Annotated in this window: 18 protein-coding genes; 4 read left to right on the plus strand and 14 right to left on the minus strand. The window is 50.4% G+C overall.

Annotated elements, in window-relative coordinates; translation table 11 throughout:
- Positions 1 to 12: 12 nt before the first annotated feature.
- The gene (gene moaA, locus SPTER_RS11985; protein WP_144350615.1) at positions 13 to 993 is read right to left on the minus strand and encodes a GTP 3',8-cyclase MoaA; all 981 of its coding nucleotides are present in this window, start codon (positions 991 to 993) and stop codon (positions 13 to 15) included.
- A 4-nt stretch (positions 994 to 997) separates the two neighbouring features.
- Positions 998 to 1,501: a molybdopterin-guanine dinucleotide biosynthesis protein B gene (gene mobB / locus SPTER_RS11990; RefSeq protein WP_144350616.1), complete on the minus strand. Its 504-nt coding sequence runs from the start codon at positions 1,499 to 1,501 to the stop codon at positions 998 to 1,000.
- Between the two features lie 172 nt (positions 1,502 to 1,673).
- Here mobB and SPTER_RS11995 point away from each other — a divergent pair, with 172 nt between their 5' ends.
- Positions 1,674 to 2,342 carry a metal-dependent hydrolase gene (locus SPTER_RS11995; protein WP_144350617.1) on the plus strand — a complete coding sequence of 223 codons (669 nt, stop codon included), beginning with the start codon at positions 1,674 to 1,676 and terminating at the stop codon, positions 2,340 to 2,342.
- A 119-nt stretch (positions 2,343 to 2,461) separates the two neighbouring features.
- Here the strand turns inward: SPTER_RS11995 and SPTER_RS12000 are convergent, their stop codons facing one another.
- From SPTER_RS12000 to SPTER_RS12010, 3 genes are all read right to left on the minus strand, one after another.
- A complete protein-coding gene (locus SPTER_RS12000) occupies positions 2,462 to 2,914 on the minus strand; it encodes an N-acetyltransferase (RefSeq protein ID WP_144350618.1) in 453 nt (150 codons plus the stop codon).
- Positions 2,915 to 3,206: 292 nt separating this feature from the next.
- Positions 3,207 to 3,842 (minus strand): endonuclease III, encoded by a 636-nt coding sequence (nth, locus tag SPTER_RS12005; protein WP_144350619.1) that lies wholly within the window; start codon positions 3,840 to 3,842, stop codon positions 3,207 to 3,209.
- A 162-nt stretch (positions 3,843 to 4,004) separates the two neighbouring features.
- Positions 4,005 to 5,033, minus strand: coding sequence for a GntG family PLP-dependent aldolase (locus tag SPTER_RS12010; protein WP_144350620.1), 1,029 nt, complete (start codon positions 5,031 to 5,033; stop codon positions 4,005 to 4,007).
- A gap of 483 nt (positions 5,034 to 5,516) precedes the next feature.
- On the opposite strand from SPTER_RS12010, the gene aroF reads away from it, so the two are divergent.
- Positions 5,517 to 6,530 carry a 3-deoxy-7-phosphoheptulonate synthase gene (aroF, locus tag SPTER_RS12015; RefSeq protein WP_144350621.1) on the plus strand — a complete coding sequence of 338 codons (1,014 nt, stop codon included), beginning with the start codon at positions 5,517 to 5,519 and terminating at the stop codon, positions 6,528 to 6,530.
- A 48-nt stretch (positions 6,531 to 6,578) separates the two neighbouring features.
- Here the strand turns inward: aroF and SPTER_RS12020 are convergent, their stop codons facing one another.
- The 8 genes from SPTER_RS12020 to SPTER_RS12055 all read right to left on the minus strand — a co-directional run bounded on the left by SPTER_RS12020 (position 6,579) and on the right by SPTER_RS12055 (position 13,738).
- Positions 6,579 to 6,773, minus strand: a complete 195-nt coding sequence (locus SPTER_RS12020; protein WP_144350622.1) for a YwbE family protein — start codon at positions 6,771 to 6,773, stop codon at positions 6,579 to 6,581.
- Between the two features lie 79 nt (positions 6,774 to 6,852).
- Positions 6,853 to 7,098 carry a GIY-YIG nuclease family protein gene (locus tag SPTER_RS12025; RefSeq protein ID WP_425474349.1) on the minus strand — a complete coding sequence of 82 codons (246 nt, stop codon included), beginning with the start codon at positions 7,096 to 7,098 and terminating at the stop codon, positions 6,853 to 6,855.
- A 38-nt stretch (positions 7,099 to 7,136) separates the two neighbouring features.
- The gene (locus SPTER_RS12030; protein WP_144350624.1) at positions 7,137 to 7,685 is read right to left on the minus strand and encodes a GDYXXLXY domain-containing protein; all 549 of its coding nucleotides are present in this window, start codon (positions 7,683 to 7,685) and stop codon (positions 7,137 to 7,139) included.
- Entirely contained in the window at positions 7,675 to 8,970 is a 1,296-nt protein-coding gene (locus tag SPTER_RS12035; protein ID WP_144350625.1) for a DUF2157 domain-containing protein, read from the minus strand. Before SPTER_RS12035 ends, SPTER_RS12030 begins: the two co-directional genes overlap by 11 nt.
- Before the next feature lie 34 nt (positions 8,971 to 9,004).
- Positions 9,005 to 9,265 carry a TfoX/Sxy family protein gene (locus SPTER_RS12040; protein ID WP_144350626.1) on the minus strand — a complete coding sequence of 87 codons (261 nt, stop codon included), beginning with the start codon at positions 9,263 to 9,265 and terminating at the stop codon, positions 9,005 to 9,007.
- A gap of 13 nt (positions 9,266 to 9,278) precedes the next feature.
- Positions 9,279 to 11,450, minus strand: a complete 2,172-nt coding sequence (recQ, locus tag SPTER_RS12045) for a DNA helicase RecQ (protein WP_144350627.1) — start codon at positions 11,448 to 11,450, stop codon at positions 9,279 to 9,281.
- Positions 11,451 to 11,473: 23 nt separating this feature from the next.
- Entirely contained in the window at positions 11,474 to 11,809 is a 336-nt protein-coding gene (locus tag SPTER_RS12050; RefSeq protein WP_144350628.1) for an arsenate reductase family protein, read from the minus strand.
- Positions 11,810 to 11,830: 21 nt separating this feature from the next.
- Complete coding sequence (locus tag SPTER_RS12055) at positions 11,831 to 13,738, minus strand: ABC-F family ATP-binding cassette domain-containing protein (protein ID WP_144350629.1); 1,908 nt, start codon at positions 13,736 to 13,738, stop codon at positions 11,831 to 11,833.
- Positions 13,739 to 13,899: 161 nt separating this feature from the next.
- Between SPTER_RS12055 and SPTER_RS12060 the strand changes: the two genes are divergently transcribed.
- Complete coding sequence (locus tag SPTER_RS12060; RefSeq protein ID WP_144350630.1) at positions 13,900 to 14,340, plus strand: hypothetical protein; 441 nt, start codon at positions 13,900 to 13,902, stop codon at positions 14,338 to 14,340.
- Between the two features lie 35 nt (positions 14,341 to 14,375).
- Positions 14,376 to 14,579, plus strand: coding sequence for a hypothetical protein (locus tag SPTER_RS12065; protein ID WP_211367552.1), 204 nt, complete (start codon positions 14,376 to 14,378; stop codon positions 14,577 to 14,579).
- Between the two features lie 76 nt (positions 14,580 to 14,655).
- On the opposite strand, the gene SPTER_RS12070 is transcribed toward SPTER_RS12065, so the two are convergent.
- Positions 14,656 to 15,396 (minus strand): transposase, encoded by a 741-nt coding sequence (locus SPTER_RS12070; RefSeq protein ID WP_144350632.1) that lies wholly within the window; start codon positions 15,394 to 15,396, stop codon positions 14,656 to 14,658.
- Positions 15,397 to 15,473 lie beyond the last annotated feature (77 nt).

Below are 15,473 nucleotides of genomic sequence, written 5' to 3' on the forward strand. Positions count from 1 at the left end.
CTTTGCCTGGAATCAGCCGCCAATCTGCGACATTTGCCGGAAAAACTTAGTCTGTCCGCCGGCATTTGCCAGTGTATGCCCCTGGGGCTTATCTGTTATGGTCTTGTAAAAAAGTTCGGCAATTTCAATGTCACTGGCCCCCTGACGCAAGGCAGCCTTGACATCAAGCTCCTGATTAGATAAGAGACAGGGCTTAAACTTCCCATCGGCTGTTAGGCGAATCCGGTTGCATACATTACAGAAGTGCTCGGATATCGGCGTAATAAAGCCAAAAGTACCTTTGGCCTGTGGCAGATAAAAATACTTGGCCGGACCATTGCCTTGAATATTCAGGGTTGGTTTTAACGTCCCCCGGCCAAAAGCATTAATGATACCTTTAATCTCCTCAATCCCGGGACCGGCACAAACCTGACTCTCACCAATCGGCATATATTCAATAAACCTGACTGAAATTGGTTCCCGGTGCACTAAGTCAACAAAATAAGTCAGATCGCGCTCGGTAATTATATTCGTTAGAACAACATTAAGCTTTAAAGGTGTCAGCCCTGCTGCCAAGGCACTTTTCAGGCCGTCCATTGTTTTGGCAAGGTCCCCGCCATAGGTAATCTTGCGGAACTGATCCGGATCAACGGTGTCAAGGCTGATATTTACCCGGTTTAACCCGGCATTTTTCAGTTTGGCAGCCATACCGGCCAGTAAACTGCCATTGGTAGTAAGTGATATATCCGTGATCGTTTTAAGATTGGCAATGCTGCGGATAAAACTGACAATCCCCCGCCGCACCAGCGGCTCACCGCCTGTTAAGCGGATTTTACTGACACCATGCCCGCTCACCACCCGGATAATCCGCAGCAGCTCTTCGTAAGTGAGAATATCGGCATGGCTGAGCAGCTTAACGCCCTGCTCCGGCATGCAATAAGCGCAACGGAAGTTACAGCGGTCTGTTACTGAAACCCGCAAATAGTTAATTTGACGATTATAGCCGTCATGCATAGCATCAGTCCTTTGCTATTTCTGTATGCAGCACCCTTAGTTCCAGCAAAGCAGCCATGGGCCCCGGATCATCAAGCGGAAAATGCGGCACATCTTTATAGAGTATGGTATCACTCACGACAGCAAGAAGTTCAGGCTTGGCACCAAGCGGCTGATTGCCGGCAGCCTGACGATAAACCTCAATTTTCGGCTTGGGCTCCTGCTTATAGCCTTCAGTAATAATGATATCAACATTGTCTATGAAACCGGCTATTTGGTCAAGCGGCAGTTCCTGGTCTGTTTTCCTGATCATAGCTACTTTAGCCGGCGATACCAGGCATACGGTGTCTGCTCCCGCCTGCGTATGCCGCCAGGTATCCTTACCTGGCACATCAATCTCAAAATCATTGTGATGATGCTTAATAACCGCAACCTTATGCCCCCGGTACTTAAGCTCACCGATTAATTTCTCCAGGTATGTCGTTTTCCCGCTGTTGGACCGCCCTACCACAGATATTATCGGAATCATTACATGTCGCTCCTTTATCAACCGGACAATTATCTTTATTTTTAGAATTCTCCATATTACGTAAATTCCCTGCTTTCGCAAACGACAGAATCTTTTTTCTTTATTTTAGCAGGAATTTATTCAATAATCTTGGAAAAATAGTAACTATAATATAATCATGGAGGTGCAACCTTTGACTAACCTAACATTTCATGGCCATGCCTGTTTTTCGCTGGCCAACGGCAATACCTCATTATTGTTTGACCCGTTCTTTACCGGCAACCCACTCACCACTACCAAACCCGAAGATATTACCTGTGACTATATTCTGGTGAGCCATGGCCACGGTGATCACCTGGGCGATACTATTCAGATTGCCAAACAGACCGGGGCCGCCGTTATCGCCACCGCGGAGCTGGCCGCGCAGGTCGGAGAGCAGGATTGCGCCAATATCAGCATGCATTTGGGCGGCAAACGCAGCTTTGATTTCGGCTATGTCCGGGTTACCCCTGCCTTTCACGGCTCAGGTGTTCCCGGCGGACATGCCGCCGGCTTTATCGTAAACTTTTTTGGCAAGACCGTATATTTCGCCGGTGACACGGCCCTTTTCGGCGACATGGCCCTGCTGGGCCGTTTGGAAACAATTGATTACGCCCTGCTGCCGATTGGTGATAATTACACAATGGGACCGGATGATGCCTTCGAAGCAGTTAAGCTGCTCACCCCCCGCACCGTTATACCCATGCATTATAATACCTGGCCCATCATTGCCCAATCGCCGGCAGCCTTCAAAACCAAGGTTGAGGCCGGGTTGCGTATCCCTGTCACCATTATGGCTCCTGGTCAAAGTATTGAGCTATAAAGCGGGCCTTGGGCCGCAGCGGAAGCTGCTGTGGCCGTAATCCGGCAAAGATGTTGCCGGCCTTTTGCTAAAAAGCAAGCGGATGTGTCAATCTTGTAGAGCGACACGCCCGCTTGCTTTTATAGTTCTTTAACCATGGCAATTTCATCACAATTGGGAAATTTAGGACAGTTAATGCACTCTTTCCACATTTTATGCGGTACACTTTCTTTGGGTACTTCTTTAAAATCCAGTCTGGCAAAAAATCCAGGCTGGTAGGTTAAGGCAAACAGGGTTTTTACCCCCAGCGCCCGGGCCTCTTCTGTCAGCCTGTTAACAATTTCACGGCCGACACCGGTTTTGATCTTACCGGGATGTACTGCCAGGGCCCGGATTTCACCAAGCTCATCCCACACCAGATGCAAGGCGGCTACGCCGACAACTTTGCCGTCCTCCTCCGCCAATATAAATTCCCGCAGCCCTTCATACAGGGTATTGCGGGCCCGTGCCAGCATCAGTCCCTGCTCGGCATAGTCATTAATCAGCTTTAAAATATCTTCAACATCACTAAATTTTGCTTTACGAAAAATCATGCTTCAGCCCCCAGTACTAGTACTTCATCTTTCTTAAAGCCATAAGAATAGTTTGCGTAGATTTCTTCGCAATGCAAGGCGGAGGACGCTAACTGATTCATTAAGATCTGCTTTAATGATCCTGTATGATACGGGCCTCTTATTACTTGCACGGGCCTTGCATATCGGACATATGCAAGGTGACGACAACGCAGCAGTGCGGGAAAAAATGCGCAAACTATCCTTGGTGTTAGGGGAGATGAAGCACTATGTATCATTATACATTTAAAATAATATTTATACAACATCTTAATTATTTCCCAAGGCTGCTCGGGCATAAATCCTGGAGGGGACAGATATGACACAGCGGCTTAGCGGCCTTGCAAACCTTACGCCCATGCCAAATCAGCCAATGATGGGCATCGCTCCACTGTCCCCGGGGAATTGCCCGCATCAGCCCTTGCTCAACAGCCAGCGGTGTGTCACCGCTGGCCAGCTGCAGGCGGTTCGACACCCGGAATACATGGGTATCGACAGCAATGGCCGGAACACCGAACAGCTGGCTTAAAAGAACATTAGCCGTTTTGCGTCCAACCCCCGGCAATTGCACCAGGTCAGCAAAAATTCCCGGTACCTGGCCGCCATAGTCCCGGCATAATTTCTCACAGGTTGCCAGAATATTTTTCGCTTTACTCCGGAACAGGCCGCAATCACGGATTTCCTGTTCCAGCCCCGCCTGGCCCAGTTCCAGGATCTTTGCCGGCGTATTGTAGCGGGGAAACATCCGGGCCGTGATAATGTTGACCCTGGTGTCGGTACACTGAGCTGACAGAATAACCGCAATCATAAGCTCAAAAGGAGTCGAGTAGGTCAGCGCTGTTGTCGTGTCTTTATAAGCCTGCTCTAATCGTTCCAGCATTGTTTTCTTTATTGCTTTGGTAATGCGCATGGCCGCGCCTCCAGTTTCCTGTAATATAGTAAAGCTATTTTATCCTAATTATAATTGCAACCTCGAACTTTGTCTTTTACCCCAATCATGACTTTGGTATTCCTGGCAGAAAAAAGGCCACCATCTACGCCTGAACTCTTAGATGATGGCCTGAGTCATCATTTATTTTATAATTTTTTGTATAGCATGAGCAGCATAATCCACATCGCCGGCAGTAATGCCCCAATGGGTAATCATACGGCAGGCATAAGGCCCAATCGGTTTCACTTTTATTTGCTGCTGCAACAATGCCTCCGTAACCCAAGCCGCCTCTTTGCCTATTTTCTCAAAATCAAGCTGGACAACATTGGTTTTGACTTGTTTAACATTAACCAGCCGCTCATCAATAGCAGCCAGGGCGTTAGCCAGCCGGCAGGCGTTAGCATGATCCTCATGCAGCCGCTCGCGCATGGTTTCCAGAGCAATGATCCCGGCAGCAGCCATATGCCCGGCCTGGCGCAGGCCGCCGCCAAGCCGCTGTTTAATCCATCTGGCCTTCTCAATAAACGCCTGACTGCCAACCAGCATCGAGCCAAACGGAGCTGCCAGTCCCTTCGTCAGGCAAAACTGCAGGGCATCCACATCCTGCGCCAGTTCTTTCAAGTCACATTGCAACGCCGCAGCGGCATTAAAAATGCGCGCCCCGTCAAGATATACAGCCAGGCCATGATTACGGGCCAATTGCGCCATTTCTGCCTGATATGCCGGTGGCAGCGGGTAACCCCGGTTGAGATCATAAGTATTCTCCAGACACAATACCCGGCTGACCGGCGATTGTACGCCCCGGGGCCTGATGGACTTTTTTATATCGCTGACAGCAAAACGACCTTCCTGACTGGGCAGCGGCCGGGCCTGGACACAGGCCAGGGCTGCTAAAGCCCCTACCTCCAGATTGTACATATGGGCCTCTTCCCCTACTATGATCTCATCCCCCAGCTGGGTTAGCGCCATAATGGCAATCTGATTGGCCATTGTTCCGGAAACGGTCAGTAATGCGGCCTCTTTCCCAAACATCGCCGCACTCAGGAGCTCAAGCTTTTTAACCGTAGGGTCCTCGCCCAGTGTATCATCACCAACCACGGCTGCCATCATCGCCTGCCGCATTGCCGGGGTCGGCTGCGTAACCGTATCACTCCTAAAATCCTTCCACATAAATACCGCCTCCGCTTCTGCCTCCTAGTGACAACTAATATGTAAACTTTACACTACAGTATATAAGCAACCGCTGCCGGTGTCAATTCTTTTTCAGTCTGTCGCCAGCACTTCCCGGGAATACTTTTATATTTTGTTTTTACTACATTATTTACAGTTGTTTAAATAAAATTTTAATTCTCCAACATCGCTTGACACAACGTTCTTATCTGTTATAATAAATTCATGATCTAAAAGTAACACATACAGGGTGGTTTTTAACGATGGCAACCTCTCAGCAAGCTTACACAACCGCATACTTTTTCTTTTTTGCTTGGGCCAGCTTTTTTGGCGCAGGCTTATTTCCTTTTGATAACTTAATAAATGATTTACCGGTGAGTCCTTAAGAAAAATACAATTAAATTAATGTATAACAAACCTAAGGCTCAATTGAGACTTAGGTTTTTATTTTTATATACTATATATGTACAGGAGGCGTTTTTATTGGTCATTGTATTAAATTCTTCATCAACCCCCGAGCAAATTGAAAAACTAAAACAGGAGCTGGAGAACTTTGGTTGCAGTGTTTGGCCCACTTATGGTAAATTCCAGACCATACTGGGAATCGTCGGCGATACGGGAAAGCTTGACCGTGACTATTTATTAAGCAAGCCTTTTGTGGAGAAAGTACTCTCCGTACAGGAGCCATATAAAAAAGTCAATCGGACCTTCCACCCGGAAAACACGCTCATCAATGTCGGGCAGCAAACAATTGGCGGCAATCAGGTGGCGGTTATCGCCGGCCCCTGTTCGGTCGAAAGCCCTGAGCAAATTGTGTCGATAGCCCGGCAGGTCAAATCGGCCGGGGCCGGGTTCCTGCGGGGCGGGGCCTTTAAACCCCGGTCCTCACCCTACAGCTTTCAAGGCCTGCAGCAGGAAGGCCTTGAACTGTTAAAACAGGCAAGAGAGGCAACAGGCCTGCCTGTCGTGACCGAAATCATGTCCATAAAGCAATTGGAAAACCATCATGAGGACATTGACATTATTCAAATTGGTGCCCGCAACATGCAAAACTTTGACCTGCTCAAGGCGGCTGGTCAAATCGCTAAGCCGATCCTGCTCAAACGGGGCCAAAGCGCGACTATCGAAGAACTCTTAATGGCTGCCGAATACATCATGGCCGGCGGCAATGAAAACGTAATTTTGTGCGAACGCGGCATACGCACCTTCGAAACCTACACCCGCAATACCCTCGACCTTAGCGCCGTCCTGGCCATTAAACGGCTCAGCCACCTGCCGGTAATTGTAGACCCCAGCCATGCCGCCGGTCTCTGGTGGATGGTCGAAGCACTGTCCAAAGCAGCCGTTGCCGTAGGGGCCGACGGCTTAATCATTGAAGTCCACCAGGACCCCGGCAATGCCAGGTGCGATGGGCAGCAATCAATAAAACCCGACCGTTTCGCCGCCCTCATGAAATCCCTGCGGGAAATTGCCCACATCGACAATCGCACCCTCTAACAACCAGGCGACTTACGGGGACGGCTCTCCTGAGACATTTTTTCGCTGTTATGGCAGGACTTCCTGTACTCTGCCGACGATGCCGTCGGTCAGCCGGACTTTAATGCCGCGGTGATGTACGGCACTGCTTGTCAGAATGTCTTTGACGATGCCTTCGGTTAAATGACCGGTCCGCTGGTGAGGTTTTTGGATAACCTTTACTCTGGCACCTGGTGTAATATTTTTACGCTGTGTACCGTCCATAATCTGCTCCTATCCTGCCTGGGCTCATTGTTGCAGTCCGGGCAGTTGCTTTTTATTGCATAAAATAACCTTCTTAAAACTATAAATACCCTTCAGGGACTGTAAAACCGGCCACAAGCACTTCTTTCGCCTTGCGGCTCATGTGTTTTATCGCCCATTCCCGTTTCCGGGCCAGGCTGGCATTGGGCTGAAGCTCATAATAAATCAGGGCAACAGGCAGGCGGCTGCGGGTATACCGGGCCCCATGGCCGGCATTGTGAGCCGCCATTCTTGTAGCCAGGTTAGTCGTCCAGCCGGTGTAGAAAGTGCCGTCAGCACATTGCACAATGTATGTATATGCCATAAATACCCAACCAATAATCCTTACTGCGGTTGCCGCAAAAATTCGTACAGTGTTTGTTCACCGATATACAATTGTTCAATAACGCCATAACCGTCTTTAATCCGGACAGCCGCAACGCCTGTTTTGCCGGCCCTTTCCCGATAAGCATTTTCCGCCGCCGGCGCCAGGTTTTCCGGCAGATAATAGCGGGTAAACGGCAAATTCACATACGCGGTCCCGGGCCCCTTGGCATAGGCCCTGACTTTCACATAGTAGCCTTGCTCCGGGCGGTTAACGCTAACCCCGCTGATATACGCCTGGCCCCCGGCATTCTCGGCAATAAGGGCATATACCTGCTGTCCCAAAATCAGGTTATCCGCGCCGATAATCGGGGCGGTGTCCTCTTTAAACCGCAGGTCCACATAGCGGCCCTTGAAGGCATCCGCCGGATCAACCGGTGCGGTTTGCCAGTAAAACCGGTGTCCGGTCTGTAAAATATCTTCCCAGCGCCAGGCCATATAGAGGGGAACTGCAGCCTGCAGCAGGGAAACCACAATAAATAAACAAAGCAACAGCCGCTTATTTTTCATTTTTCCACCCCGCTTTGCGGCGTACTAAAACCACATTGGCAGCAAGGAAGCCGATGCCAAGCAAGACAAAGATCACGCCGCGCACGACAAAACTGACATCAATATCAAAGAACCGGGCCACAATCAAGGCCGCCAGCATGATCATACCCAGATTTACAATGCCAAGATGGAATTCTCTCACACCCTGGGCGATCAGGCTGATGCTCAGGCCCAGCATGTAAACATTCAACACGAGAGTGGCGCCTAAACCGCTATGATCATAAGACTGAATTAAATAAGCCAGGCCGACAACCCAGGGCAGCGCGGCAAACTTCCCGGCCTCCCGCTTGCGGTTCTTAATAAGCCTAACAGTACCGGCCGCCACCAGCACCAACAGCACCGCGGCAATCACCCAGGCTGCCGGCAGGACCGAGCTCCAGGCTAACGCCACATTCCGCCAGACTTCATTAAAGGTCAGGATAAAGGTTAACCCGATGCTTCCGGCCAAGCCTACCGCGGTAAACGGCAGGCGCCGGCCCTGATCGGGACTGATAAACCCTAACTCACCGCTTAGATAGGTTACGCTAAACAAGGCACTAAAAACAAGAAATCCCAGCCCGGCCAGATAGTTGGAGAAAGCTACTGTAAAACAAATATAAAAACAAACCGTTAATACCCACCAGGAAATAGCGGTCGTATTGGCATAACGGTTGTGCTTAAGCAACCCCCAATAATGCGGCAGTACGACGCCGAGCAACCCCCAGACCCATTGTTTGCTCAGACCATAATGGCTCCCGGCCCAGAAAGTAATGCCGACAGTATAGAGGATAGCCACGCTGGCCGAATTCAGCAAGTACACGACCGGCAGGGACAGCAACATCCAGGTAAGCAGAAAGACATCGGCATCCTCCACCAGATGGTAAGTCTGCCCGACTAAGGCCATGGCGGCGCCAACCATCAGCATCAGCAAAGTAGCAGCCCCCTCCCGCCAGGCCGTGCTGTCCCGTTTAAACCAGAGCACGCCGCCGGCCAGCACCTGGGCGGCGACCAGCAGGCTAAGGGAAACTGCCAGACGGTTTAGCTTGGATAATTGAGCCCAGTTATGCGCCAAAATCAGGATAATGCCAAGACCGACCAGCAATGCGCCAATTACTCCGAAGATAACGAGAAAAGTCCGTGTCCCGGTATTACCGTCAACAGGACCATAGTATTTTCTTATTCGTTCAGCACTTTCAGCCGGCAGGACGCCTTGGTCCACAAGCTCCGGCAGCTGCTGATAGAGCCACTCCACCGCTTTTTTATTCATAAGAAAAACGCTCCTGTTATAACAAATACTTACTTTATTTTCTTTCCCTGGCCGTATAATATTCCTTCAGCTCTGCCTTGACTGCCTTGTCCAGATTATGCCAGCGCACACCCTGCACAGCCCCTTCCAGCGCGTACAGCATTGACAGGCAGGTATCCTGACCGGTACCGCGAATGAGCATCAAGGCGGCTTTACTGCCAACTGCCCGTAAACCGGTCAGATCAAATATGCCTGCATTTTTTAGCCGTTCAGCCAGTACTGGGCCAATGTTAGGCAGTTCGGTCAATGGCGACATCCCCTAACCTCCTCTAAGACCGGGCAGCACCGAAGTGCTTGCATAATACGGCCTTAATTGCCGCATAGCTCACACCGTCAGGCAAAGCGTCTTTAAACGGCTTTAACTGCTGACCGCCGACCTCTTTAATCCTGGCAATAATTAATTCCTCATATCGAGCAGGGATAAGTTTATCCCAATCCACAGCATGCCCTTCCTGCGCACACCGGACCAGATGGTTTTGCACAGTATTAACCGTCAGGTCCCGTTCCCGCGCAATTTCCTCCAGGGCTGCCCCCTGCCGGTACAGCGCCAGGGTAACAACATGACTGGGCTCAGTCTCTACTTTGCCTGGGCTCTTCTTAGCGGCGGCCCTTTCCTTGGGCGCCGGTTTACTGTCAGGTAGCGGCCGGGGGCTGGTGGCGGCTGCACTGTTCTCTACAAGATATTGGGTAATAACTGTCAAAAATTCCTTACCGTATTTCTGCAGCTTTAGTTCCCCAACCCCCTTGATCTGCCGAAGGGCTGAAAGATCAACCGGCCGGTGCTGGCTCATTTCCCGCAAAGTTGTATCGGCAAACACAACAAACGGCGGTACCCCTTCCCGCTCGGACAGCCGCTTCCGGCACACGCGCAGCAGCTCAAACAAGCGGTCGTCTGCAACCAGCGGCTGCCGCTCGGAAAATACTTTTTGCCACACCTGGGCTTCACTTCTCAGGACCGCCATGGCTGCAGTTTCCAGCTTTACCACCGGATACTCGCTTTCCGTCAGACGCAGGTAGCCAGTGGCTACCAGCCGCTGTACCAGTGACTTTATATCAGGCAGGGTGCGCTCAGCCATCAGACCATACGTCGGCAGCCGGTCCAGGCCCAGCTGCTGGACTTTTTTATTTTTCGAGCCTTTCAGCACCTCGGCAATCACCGCGATCCCAAAGCGCTCCCGCAGGCGGTAAACGCAGGAAAAGACTTTCTGGGCATCCACCGTAATGTCCACCTGCTCGCCGTCAGCGGTGCAGTTGCCGCAATGGCCGCAGCCTGCATCAGCGGCCGGTTCACCGAAATAGCTTAATATATATTGCCGCAGGCAGTCAGGCGTATGGCAATAATCGACCATCTCCTGCAGCTTTTTTAGCTCATGCTGTTTGCGTTCCGGCTGTTCTACCGACTTGTCAATCAGAAACCGCTGCAGGAGCGGGTCCTGCGGCCCAAACAGCAGGATGCATTCCCCCGGTTCACCGTCCCGGCCGCTGCGGCCGGCTTCCTGATAGTAGGACTCCATATTTTTCGGCATGTTATAGTGGATAACATAGCGGACATTGGATTTATCGATGCCCATGCCAAAAGCATTGGTCGCGGCCATCACCCGGACATCATCATAGAGGAACCGCTCCTGCTGCGACATGCGCTCCTCATCACTCAGCCCGGCATGATAGCGGCCGGCAGCATAGCCTTTTTTCCGCAGCAGTTCATATAAGCCGTCAACCTCTTTGCGGGTAGCCGCATAAATAATCCCGGACTGAGCGGCGTTGGCCTTGATATACTGGAGCACAAACTGCTGCTTGTTCTCGCCGCGCAGGACGGTAAAGGACAAATTCGGACGGTCGAACCCGGTTATATGGATCTGCGGCCAGCGTAAGGCCAGCAGATTGGCAATATCGGTCTTGACCTCAGGGGTGGCGGTGGCGGTAAAGGCGCCAATAACCGGCCGGCTGGGCAGATTGGCAATAAAGGCGCCGACATTCCGGTAGCTTGGCCGGAAATCATGGCCCCACTGGGAAACACAGTGGGCTTCGTCAATCGCCAGCATGCTGATATTAATTTCGCCCACTGCCGCTTGAAACCAGTCGGCAGTCAGACGTTCGGGCGCCACATATACGAGTTTGTACCGGCCGGCCCGCAGCTGCTGCAGCCGCCGTCCGGCCTCGGAGCCTGTCAGTGAGCTGTTGATAAAGGTAGCCGGTATGCCCTGTTCGGTTAACGCATCCACCTGGTCTTTCATCAGCGAAATCAGGGGGGAAACCACGACTGTAATCCCGGACAGCAGCATGGCCGGGATTTGGAAACACAGCGATTTCCCGGCCCCGGTGGGCATAATCGCTACCGTATCCTTACCATTGAGCAAGCTGGCAATGACTTTTGCCTGCCCGGGCCGGAATTCATCATACCCATAATATTTTTTCAGCACTTTGCGCGCCATTTCCAGCATATGTCTAATCTCCCATTTTTAAATTAGCTCCAGCTTGCCCAAACCTCCGGGCAATAGCCAACTGTGGCCCTGGCGCCGTTCCGGACTATCGGGGTCTTTAACAGCAGCGGCTGATTCAGCAGCTGCTCTTCCACATCATGCACCAGATACTTCAAATTGCGTTTTTCATATTCTTTGCCGGTCTTATTAATCAGATTGTCGAACCCGCCGACAGCCACCCTAACTTTTTCCAGTTCGCCTTTGCTCAGGCCGCGCACCGTTAGGTCAACAAACTGAAAGGCAATTTTTCGTTCCTTGAAATAACGCTCCGCTTTCCTGGTATCCTGGCACTTTTTTGTGCCGAAAATCTGTATGTTCATTGCGAATGCCAACAACCCCTTTTATTTGTTGTTAAATGCTTCCACAAGCTCATTAAGGTATGTCCAGCGGTCCAGCAGTTCATCAAGCTGCGCCGCCAGCGCCTGCTGCCGGCCGGTGAGCTCCTGCAGCAATACAAAGTTGCTGCCGGCGGTATTAATCCCCTCAGCCACCTGGATCAGCTCCTGTTCAACCCCGGCAATGACCGCATCAATCTGCTCGTATTCCCGCTGCTCTTTAAAAGACAGTTTCTGCGGCCGTTCTTTCGGCTTGTCCACAGCCGCCGGCCGTTTATCGGCAATAGGTCCGGCCTTATCGGCAGCCTGGGCTGCGGCCACACTGATCCGGGCCTGATAGTCCGAATAATTCCCGGGATACTGCGTAATCCGGCCCTGCCCGGCAAAGGCGAATATTTTATCAGCAATCCGGTCCAGAAAATACCGGTCATGAGATACAACAATAACTGCCCCGGGAAAATCGTCAAGATAATCCTCCAGAATGGTCAAGGTCTGGATATCCAGATCATTGGTCGGTTCGTCCAGCAGCAAAACATTAGGGGCGCTCATCAACACCCGCAGCAGGTATAAGCGGCGTTTCTCCCCGCCTGATAATTTGGCAATCGGTGTCCACTGCAGACTGGGCGGAAACAGGAAACGCTCCAGGAGTTGGGCGGCGCTAATGGTTCCGCCATCGGCAGCAGGCAAAAAATTAGCTTCTTCTCTAATATATTCAATAACCCTCAGTTCCTGGTTCATCTCGCTGCTTTCCTGAGAGAAATAGCCGATCTTTACGGTCTGGCCAACCTCCACGGTGCCGTTGTCAGGGGTCAGTATGCCGGCAATCATATTAAGCAAGGTGGATTTGCCACTGCCGTTAGGCCCGACGATCCCGATCCGGTCGTCCTTAAGCACGATATAGCTAAAATCAGTAATTAGCTGTTTGTCCCCAAAGCCATGGCTGATATGCTCCAGCTCAACCGTCTTGCGCCCCAGCCGGGTGGCACCGGCAACGATCTCAATCTGGCCGTTGCCGGCCTCAGGGGTCTGGGCGCTAAGCTCTTCAAATCTCTCAATTCTGGCCTTCTGCTTGGTGCTGCGGGCCTGGGCCCCGCGCCGGATCCAGGCCAGCTCATTTCTTAAGATATTCTGGCGCTTGCGTTCACTGGCTTCCTGCTGTTCTTCCCGCTCCGCCTTGGCCTCCAGAAACTTACTGTAGTTGCCGGTATATGTATACAGCATGCCTTTATCCAATTCAATGATCCGGTTCGTAACCCGGTCCAGGAAGTACCGGTCATGGGTAATCATTAGCAGAGCGCCTTTGCGTTTATGGAGAAACTGCTCCAGCCAGGCCACAGTATCGTTATCAATATGATTGGTGGGTTCATCCAGAATGAGTAAATCAGCCGGATTAATGAGCGCGCAGGCCAGCGCCACCCGTTTGCGCTGACCGCCGGACAGAGTGCCGACAGGGGCGGTAAAATCATCAATGCCGAGTTTAGTCAGAATTGTTTTGGCATCACTCTCCAGCTGCCAGGCATTGTGGTTATCCATCTGCTGGGTCAGGGCAATAAGCCGCTGTTGGCGTTCCCCGTCCTCAGGGCGCCGCTGGGCTGCGATCAGGGCCTGCTCATAGGCTCTTAGCACCTGCATCACCGGTGACAGCCCTTTAAACACCTGCTCCAGCACGGTGGCCGTAGCATCAAACTCGGGATTCTGCGGTAAATATTCGATCCGGACACTGTTGCCGGTTATTATCTTGCCGGCATCGGCCTGCTCCACCCCGGCAATGACCTTTAAAAATGTCGATTTGCCGGTGCCGTTAACCCCGATCAGGCCGATTTTATCCCCGTCGTCAATGCCAAAGGTAATCCCGCCGAATAAGACTTTCTCACCATAGGCTTTGGACAGGTCTTCGATTGAAAGTAAGTTCATAGTACATTCCTTTTGTTTCATTTTCTTTATTTTAACATAGAAGTCCTTTTAATGAACAGGCCATGTTCTTTTTTAAAGGGACTTCAAAAAAACAAATAGATTTTCTCATCGCTTCGGTATATAATAACGGTAGCTACCGTAGCTACTGAGGAGGTTGTAATATGAACGTAATAAAAAAATATGAACCCATTCGCTATAACGTAAAGCAGACTAAAAACGAATATTCTAAAGTCAACAATCTTGCCATCAAAGGCTTAGAGGTCGTCACATATGCCCACAACACCAAAGAAGAAGTCAGCCATATTAAAAAGGCCATCTTTGATTCTCTCTTAAAGCACGTCACCTTTACGCTGGCAGAAACCTATGACGAAGAATTACAAGGCTGGACTGTTTCCGTTCCCGAAATTGACCTATACGGCGAAGGCAACACCAAAGAAGCCGCCGTCTCCGATTTGATCAACAGTATTCACGAATATATTTCGCTCTACACGGAGTCCAATTTTCTTTCCCAACATGAATCGCCGGAAAAACAAGCCGCAATCATCAAATTAATGCGTTGTGAAAACGATGAAGCGATGCGGAACGCGTTAGGTCTAAAATAATGCCCATACGTTTCGATCATGGCGATGTTCGCCGCTTGCTTAAACATTTCGGTTTCCAGCGCATGGGCAAAGAAAGTTTTAGCTACATCGGTCAAACATTTGGCGTAAACCGCACCGTTAAATTTGATTACCCTAGCGACCGCACTCAGCTCAAAGTCGGTACGGCCGGAGCGATAGCTAAGTCGCTTGGGTTCAAGGACCAACAAGAAATGAAAGACTATATCCACAAAAACCTGTAAAATAAAATCCACCCTCGCTATTACCCATCTGTACTTATGTCGCGTGCTAATATGACAAGGGGACGTTCCTTTTTCGTCAACATCTTGCCACTATCCCCCGTGATATTCCGGTTTCCCGCTCAATTTGACGAATTGACACTCCTGCTGCCTTAAGCTGCTTGATTACAGCATTCCGCTCGGGCTTGGACCACGACACAATTTCGTGCGGCTCTCGCCCCTTAGTTACTTGCAATATCTTTTGGCGAACTTGATTGTCACTCAAACTGGCTTGACCTGATACTTCAAATGCCTCATCACCCAAAACCCGGTGAAGCTCCAGCCATTCATTTTTCCCTATCATACTCAGAGATAATTCTGTATTGACCCAATCACTGCCGTGTAGGTATTCCCAATAGCTGCTAAACGCATAATCTTCCAGCTTTTCTACCAGATTTGCTTTTAGCGGATTTTGATGAATATAACGGATAAGTGTAATAAAGTACTCATCTACCTTAACCGGCACACTTTTATAACGACTGGCAATCAACGCCCCGCTGCGCTGGTATTTTTGATTGAAATACATGGCGTATTTAGTTAATATTCTTTTCATAATCATCGAAATATCGCCTGGTTCTTGTTCTTTCATCAGCAGATGTACATGATTGCTCATTAGACAATATGCGTGGATTTCGAAGTTCATAGTTTTTTTCAATGTTTTTAACGCCTGAAGCAGATACTGAAAATCAGCATCTTCCTCAAATAGGTGCTGATGGTTGATTCCCCGGAATATCACATGGTAAAACCCCGTTTCACTCAGCTGCCTTGCTTGTCTGCTCATCGTTATCCCCTCCATCTACAGTATACTATAAAGTTGACAAAAAAGGAACGTCCCCATCGACCCTGACAGCAAAGAAT

It is taken from the genome of Sporomusa termitida (assembly GCF_007641255.1).
Lineage (GTDB): Bacteria > Bacillota > Negativicutes > Sporomusales > Sporomusaceae > Sporomusa > Sporomusa termitida.